7 protein-coding genes are annotated in these 6,379 nt (G+C 27.7%); 6 read left to right on the top strand and 1 reads right to left on the bottom strand.

What is annotated here, in order from left to right:
• Window positions 1-458 precede the first annotated feature (458 nt).
• Both N4A40_13365 and N4A40_13360 read left to right on the top strand, forming a co-directional pair.
• Window positions 459-701, top strand: coding sequence for a hypothetical protein (locus tag N4A40_13365; protein MCT4662846.1), 243 nt, complete (start codon window positions 459-461; stop codon window positions 699-701).
• A 76-nt stretch (window positions 702-777) separates the two neighbouring features.
• Window positions 778-1,986 (top strand): hypothetical protein, encoded by a 1,209-nt coding sequence (locus N4A40_13360; GenBank protein MCT4662845.1) that lies wholly within the window; start codon window positions 778-780, stop codon window positions 1,984-1,986.
• Between the two features lie 153 nt (window positions 1,987-2,139).
• Here the strand turns inward: N4A40_13360 and N4A40_13355 are convergent, their stop codons facing one another.
• A complete protein-coding gene (locus tag N4A40_13355; GenBank protein MCT4662844.1) occupies window positions 2,140-2,526 on the bottom strand; it encodes a hypothetical protein in 387 nt (128 codons plus the stop codon).
• A gap of 379 nt (window positions 2,527-2,905) precedes the next feature.
• Between N4A40_13355 and N4A40_13350 the strand changes: the two genes are divergently transcribed.
• The 4 genes from N4A40_13350 to N4A40_13335 all read left to right on the top strand — a co-directional run bounded on the left by N4A40_13350 (window position 2,906) and on the right by N4A40_13335 (window position 6,128).
• The gene (locus tag N4A40_13350; protein MCT4662843.1) at window positions 2,906-3,619 is read left to right on the top strand and encodes a hypothetical protein; all 714 of its coding nucleotides are present in this window, start codon (window positions 2,906-2,908) and stop codon (window positions 3,617-3,619) included.
• Between the two features lie 155 nt (window positions 3,620-3,774).
• On the top strand, window positions 3,775-4,302 hold the full coding sequence (locus N4A40_13345) for a hypothetical protein (GenBank protein MCT4662842.1): 528 nt from the start codon (window positions 3,775-3,777) through the stop codon (window positions 4,300-4,302).
• A gap of 127 nt (window positions 4,303-4,429) precedes the next feature.
• Window positions 4,430-5,614 carry an ATP-binding protein gene (locus tag N4A40_13340; GenBank protein MCT4662841.1) on the top strand — a complete coding sequence of 395 codons (1,185 nt, stop codon included), beginning with the start codon at window positions 4,430-4,432 and terminating at the stop codon, window positions 5,612-5,614.
• The gene (locus N4A40_13335; protein ID MCT4662840.1) at window positions 5,604-6,128 is read left to right on the top strand and encodes a hypothetical protein; all 525 of its coding nucleotides are present in this window, start codon (window positions 5,604-5,606) and stop codon (window positions 6,126-6,128) included. Before N4A40_13340 ends, N4A40_13335 begins: the two co-directional genes overlap by 11 nt.
• The last annotated feature ends 251 nt before the right edge of the window (window positions 6,129-6,379 follow it).

Genomic DNA, 6,379 nt, shown 5'->3' with positions numbered 1-6,379 from the left:
TTTTAGGATAGTATATAAAAGAAGGGGATATTTATCATTTTTCGTGTATGGTTTCGGAAGTATGATATTTAGGATAGTATAAATACTAAATTTGTTTATGTAAATTGAATTAATTGGTTTCGGAAGTATGATATTTAGGATAGTATAAAAACGATTTCTGAAGTTATGCAATTAATTATCAAGTTTCGGAAGTATGATATTTAGGATAGTATAAAAAGTATAAAAAACAGAATTAACTTATTGTAAGTGTTTCGGAAGTATGGTAACTTAGAATAAAATCAAATATGGATTATAACTAGTCAGTTTTTGTGTCACATAACTTTGGCTTTATAGAAATAAAAAAGCTAATAGGATTTTATTTAAATCAGCTAGTGATAGAAGATGTAACTACCATAAGTAATAATCATCGTAAGATTAAAAGTATTTCCCTTCAAATAATAGTTTGAGGTTTCGGAAGTATGAAGCTTAGGATAGTAGCAAAGGAAAACATTGGCAATGTAAGTTGCTTTACAAGTTTCGGAAGTATGAAGCTTAGGATAGTAGCAAAGGATATGGGAGGTAAGATGAGAGCGAGCATATGTTTCGGAAGTATGAAATTTAGGATAGTAGCAAAGGAGGCGCGCTTATTCTATTACTTTATACTGCGTTTCGGAAGTATGAGACTTAGGATAGCATTTAATAGTAAACGTTGGAAAATATAAATTTAGAATTTTCTAAAGTAATGAAGTCAAGATGTAATTAGAGAATGTGTTGTGGTTTTATAAAGAGGGTAGAAGAATGAATATAAACATAGATTACTTCGTCAGAAAAAAATATAAAATTCCAAATAATATTTCTATTAAATCAGAATATAAGTACTTGAAGGTGATAAATAATCGAAATGTTGTTTATTTAGATATAATTATGCAGTGTGGCGGTTTTGCAATGCAAAAACAATTTCAGAAATTAGTACATAAAGTAAGTGGAACAGGAAGAACTGAGGAGAGTTCTAGAAAAGTTACTTCTGGAATAATAAATGAACTTTTAGCTGATGGTTTTATAGGTGAGAATAGAATTAATCAGAATAAAGTAATTTATCTTAAGAAACCTGCATTTGCTTTAACTGTTGGTGATTACAAAACATCTAAACGGATTACTTTGTCCAGGGACTTTAAAAACGATAAGTTGAGAATTTCATTATTAAAATTGGAAATGTTCATAATGAATGAACAATTAATTAATAGTAAAACTATGATGTATCAGTTGAAATTGGTTACGAAGCATATAAAAAAAGCAATTATTAGTAATGATAATAAATATAGATATGATCTAGATATACTGAATAGAATTTTGAACTTGGAAGATTATAAAGAGATAAAGAACTTGTTGATGGAATATCCTGAGAGAAATAATAAGCTTGGAATAATCAGAGGTATTTGGATTGATGTTGCAGATATATATAGAAAAATGATATTGCAGAGAGAAAGTATTTTTTTATCTCCAGAGTACTATAAATTATTTACATCAAATGAAGGGGAGATAACTATTCATTATATTCCTCATATTCTTATATTTGATGTAGGAAGAGATAATGAGTATTTTAAGAATAAATCTATGAAGCTGTTTAAAATGTTCTTTGAAATTGAAAATAACGATCTTAATAAGGTAAGATTAAATTATGAAAATAGTTTTGGTAAGAATATGGGGAATGATTTTGAAAATCATATAGGATATGTCCTTTCTATCATTGGAGAGGATGAAAATGTTCTTCAGGAGAAAAAGAAAGCCTTTGATGAAGTTACAGGAAATTCATTAGATACTCCTGTTATGAGAGAATGCAATATAATTCCTCTTCATACAGCCGAATATTTGTATCATTCAAGCCGTAAAGGAAATAGCTATAGCAAAAGCCATGATGCACGAATTGATAGTATACTGAATAAAAAGTTTAAAGATATAGAGAATGAGGGAATAAGAAAGGCAAATAAACAGTGTATAGAAATGTAAAATAAAAGAGAGCTCATACAAAGGCTCTCTTTTTTGTATCTGTAAGAATGAACAATCACTGGTTAGATATATGAGCTTGAACAACCAAACTACCCATATATGAATAAAAAACCTCTTAAAAATCATTGAAAATTTTTCTAAGAGGTATTTTATTTAAACAAGATCTGAGGTATTAACTGTGTGGGAAATTTTATAATCACCATCTTCTTTTTTTATAAAAGCCGTTATTCCTTGGCTTCTTAAGTCTGATAGTTCTTTCAGGAATTTGTAATTTCTTTTTCCTTTATAATTACTTGGGTATGAGTGAAAATTCTCTATGTACTTTAGTTCTTGTTCTTCAGGAGTCAAAACATCTTTTTTATAGAATGTACCGTAGGATTTTCTATCTGATGAGTAGTTTGAACGTAATGCTGTAGAAGGACTTACATTGTAAACACCATCTTCATAAACAACATTACATTCATCATAAGCACCAAGGACTCTTTTTATATCTGCTCTAACATCTTCTGGTAGAGAATTAAATATTTCTTTATTTTTCATAGTATCATCCTTTCTTATTATAATTCCTAAAATGATTATTAAAGTTTATTTCTAATTTTATTATACTATAAAAATACTCCGTTTAGAAGTATTTTTATAAAAATTATCAACTTTTGGGTTACTAGAGGAAAGAAAATTAATATATGGGGAACTAATATATGATGAATAGTGAGTAGAGAATAATATACAAGAAATTGCATTGAAAATGTTATAGTTTGAGGATATAACAAGTAATAAATAAAAAAAGTAATTGTGTATTTCGTAAACATATCAATATACATATATTACAATTTATATATTTTTTTGGCTTTAAAGTTCATTTCAAACATTATTTGTGATATAATTTATAGGAAAAATAATTTATTTTTAGGAGGAATTTATGAAGAAACTACATTTAATCTCAATATTATGTGTCACATCTATACTTCTAGTTGGTATGATAGGCTTTTCTTTTGCTGACGAAGTAATCTTAGAAAATGCTCAACTAGGAAATGACATAAAGATATTAATCAACGGAGAAGAGTACATACCTGAAGATTCGAGCAATACATTATATGCTCCAATTATGTATAACGGGAACCTATATTTCCATGAAAATTTAGTAGAATTAATTTCTAAATTAAACATTAATTATGACTACGATAACAAGGAAGTTAGTATTGGAAATGCAAAAAATCCCCAATATGTAACTGCTAAAGATCTTAATGCTAAAAATTTATATTATACAGAAAATCCTAAAGAGCTTTCTATTAAGAAGCAAACCTTTAAATCTGTTTGGAAAGTTGATCCATATTTTAGCGGTTATGATAATATATATTTTGATACCGAAAAACTACAAGGTAAAATTAACACTATTAAAGGAAATCTCTACTTTGAAAAATCCGGAAAAATTAGTGAAGTTAAAGTATTATTCAGAAAATCTAAAAGTGAATATTCTGAAGTACTAGAATATGTTACAGTTAAATCTGGAGAAATTACACCTTTCGAAATAGATACAAGAGGTGCTGAAATCATAGTAATGTTTATAAGTCAGTATGACGTAAAATATGATAAATTGAAAAATTTATCAATATTCGACCTACAATATAAATAACAAAAAATAATCTTCCTATTAATTAGGAAGATTATTTTTTATGTGAGTATGAGTACTCGCAGAGCAGGAAGTTTTACAATAATATAGGTATTTATAAAACTAAATTATTGAACTCAGCAGAGGAGTTAAATCATAGACTATGGAACTTTACTGATATGAGGTGCAAAGGGTGGCATGTAGTTGGAAAGAACCAAGATACTGAAAATGAGAAGTACTATTTCCATAGTTTTATCTATAGATTTTTAGTATTTTTTTATTGGTGTAATAAAATAGAGAAACAATTAGAGTGTATAGATACAACAATGGCCACTAATAAAGAGACAAGATTTCTAATGTTACTGAAATCAATGAAGTTAGTATTTTGTGATGCAGAGCTCTTTAATGACGATGATTATGATAGAAGATGTGAAAAGGACCATTTTTTCAAAAATAAGTTCGAGACATATATAAATTTTGTAGAATCCGGTGATGATGTACTAAAATATGATGAATACCTTAAAAAAGTAGAAGAGGATACGGATACACTTTTACCTTGGTTCGATTATATATCTGATATTGGGTTAAAAGGAATAATTGATAATAATTATAATGTGATCATTTGTTTTCATATTCTGCTAGTATCATTTCTAAATGTGTATGGTTATAATTTTCAAAAGACAAGTATAAAAAAGTATAATCGATAATCAAATTGCATTTAAACGCTTTTTTCGTTTAAACACAACAAAAGTCTTGCTAATCACGATATTTAATTATACAATTAACATAATAAAACACATAATCTGTTTAAATGTTTAAAAGGAGTTGTGAAAAATGAAATTATTGAAAGTCAAAGCTAAAGGCCTTAATTTGTTTTCGAAAGAATTGGAGATAGATTTCTTAGCACTAGACCGTGTTATGAGAGATAATAACGATATGTTATTTGAAATTTCACCAAAAATATATTTGAATAATGTACTTGCTATGATAGGAATAAATGCATCTGGTAAAACGACTACACTAAAAGTTATTTCATTCGTACTAAATATGTTAAATAATGAGTCTATAAATAAGATAGAAACAAATGATATCTTGGAAGGTATTTCTAGTGGTAGTGAGGTAGAGTTTGATGTATTTTTTACGGATTCTAGTGACTATATATTTAGACTAGAAACTAAGATTGAAGCTGAAAAGGGAATGAGTTCAGATGTTGATAAATATGTTATAGCCAAAGAGAGATTATGGAGTAAGAAAATAACATCCATTAAAACAAAGAAGAGTATATTTGATTTTACTAATATGGAACCTATTCAAGTAAGGAAAGGTGATGAAGAATTTTTACCTGAAGATATTAGTATAATTATTGCCCTGAATAAGAGAAATAATAGCAGGGTGATGTTCCAGGATCTAATTAATTGGACCAATGTCAATTTGATTAGAATATTGGGTGATTTTCCCCAGGAGCTGATATCTTTTCTTGATTCAAGTATAGAATATCTGAATCTAAACGTTGACGAAGAATTTGAGCAAGATGTTGAATTGAGGCTTAAATTTAAAGGTAGAGAAGAGATAGTGCTATATTCTATAGAGAAATTAAATAATTATCTTTCTTCTGGTACTGTGAAAGGTATAAATGTATTTATTAATGCAATGATCGTACTTTCTAACGGAGGATATTTGATTATAGACGAACTAGAAAATCACTTTAATAAGGAAATTGTTGCTACATTAATAAGGTTTTTCATGAACAAGAAGGTGAATAAAAAAGGAGCTTCCATAATATTTTCAACTCATTACCCAGAATTACTTGATGAGTTTGAAAGAAAGGATAATATATATATAATTAGGAATAATGGTGGCATTTATGCAGAAAACTTATCTAAACAATCAATAAGAAACGATGTTAAGAAAAGTGATGCTTATCAGAGTGACTTATTAAAAGGAACTGCTCCAGATTATTACTCTTATATTGGCCTAAAGAAAGTATTTAAAAAGTTAGGTGATAGATATGGAGCTTAATAGTACTGTAGCATGTATTTGTGAAGGCAATGCCGAAAGAGCAATTATGGATTTATTACTTGAGAATAACTTACTAATTTTTAATGAGGAACAATTACTAGACGGAGAAATAATACGTTGTAGGAATGGAAAAAAGTTTGAGAGTAGGTATTTAAACAAAAGATTTAAAGAGAAGATAACAGTACTGAGGATATTGGACTCAAGAAGAGAGAACTTTAAACTGAGCAAAGCATATCAACATCAAGTAGATGTTATTAATATCATTACTGCTCCTGAAATTGAAATTCTTATTATACTATGTGAAGATAAATACAAAGAATTTAATAAATCGGGATTAAAACCTAGTGAGTATTGTAAGGCAACACTTAAAATGAAAGATGTTAAAAGTGGTAAGACTGTAAGAGATTATTTTAAAGATATAGAAAAGCTAAAGTTTGCAATCCAGAAGTATAAGCAAATAAAGAAGGTCAAAAAAGGAGAGAAAACATTACTAGATCTTTTAAGGAATATATAGTTTATAAGAAAGTAATCCTCAATGTGAAAGCATTGGGGATTTTTTTGTATAAAAAAATTAATAATCATCTCGTTGATATAGAATTATTATTTTAATAGTTTATCAAATCTTTTCTTCGATAGGATAGAAGAAAGTAAATTCATGATTATGTTTATTTATGTAGTTCTCCAGTACTAATGAATCTTTTTCAGAGAAACCGATTATTTTTAGGCCCCTCCTGGTAAGCTTAGAAATTTCTTCAATGTTTTCTT

This window comes from Tissierellales bacterium, from assembly GCA_025210965.1.
GTDB lineage: Bacteria > Bacillota > Clostridia > Tissierellales > JAOAQY01 > JAOAQY01.
This window is presented reverse-complemented; position numbering and strand designations above follow the sequence as displayed.

What these genes read in the sequence shown, in the direction of transcription:
- N4A40_13365 (MCT4662846.1), top strand. Translation starts at nt 459, where the DNA reads ATGAAGCTTAGGATAGTAGCAAAGGAAAACATTGGCAATGTAAGTTGC.
- N4A40_13355 (MCT4662844.1), bottom strand. Translation starts at nt 2,526, where the DNA reads ATGAAAAATAAAGAAATATTTAATTCTCTACCAGAAGATGTTAGAGCA.
- N4A40_13345 (MCT4662842.1), top strand. Translation starts at nt 3,775, where the DNA reads ATGAGGTGCAAAGGGTGGCATGTAGTTGGAAAGAACCAAGATACTGAA.
- N4A40_13360 (MCT4662845.1), top strand. Translation starts at nt 778, where the DNA reads ATGAATATAAACATAGATTACTTCGTCAGAAAAAAATATAAAATTCCA.
- N4A40_13340 (MCT4662841.1), top strand. Translation starts at nt 4,430, where the DNA reads ATGAAATTATTGAAAGTCAAAGCTAAAGGCCTTAATTTGTTTTCGAAA.
- N4A40_13350 (MCT4662843.1), top strand. Translation starts at nt 2,906, where the DNA reads ATGAAGAAACTACATTTAATCTCAATATTATGTGTCACATCTATACTT.
- N4A40_13335 (MCT4662840.1), top strand. Translation starts at nt 5,604, where the DNA reads ATGGAGCTTAATAGTACTGTAGCATGTATTTGTGAAGGCAATGCCGAA.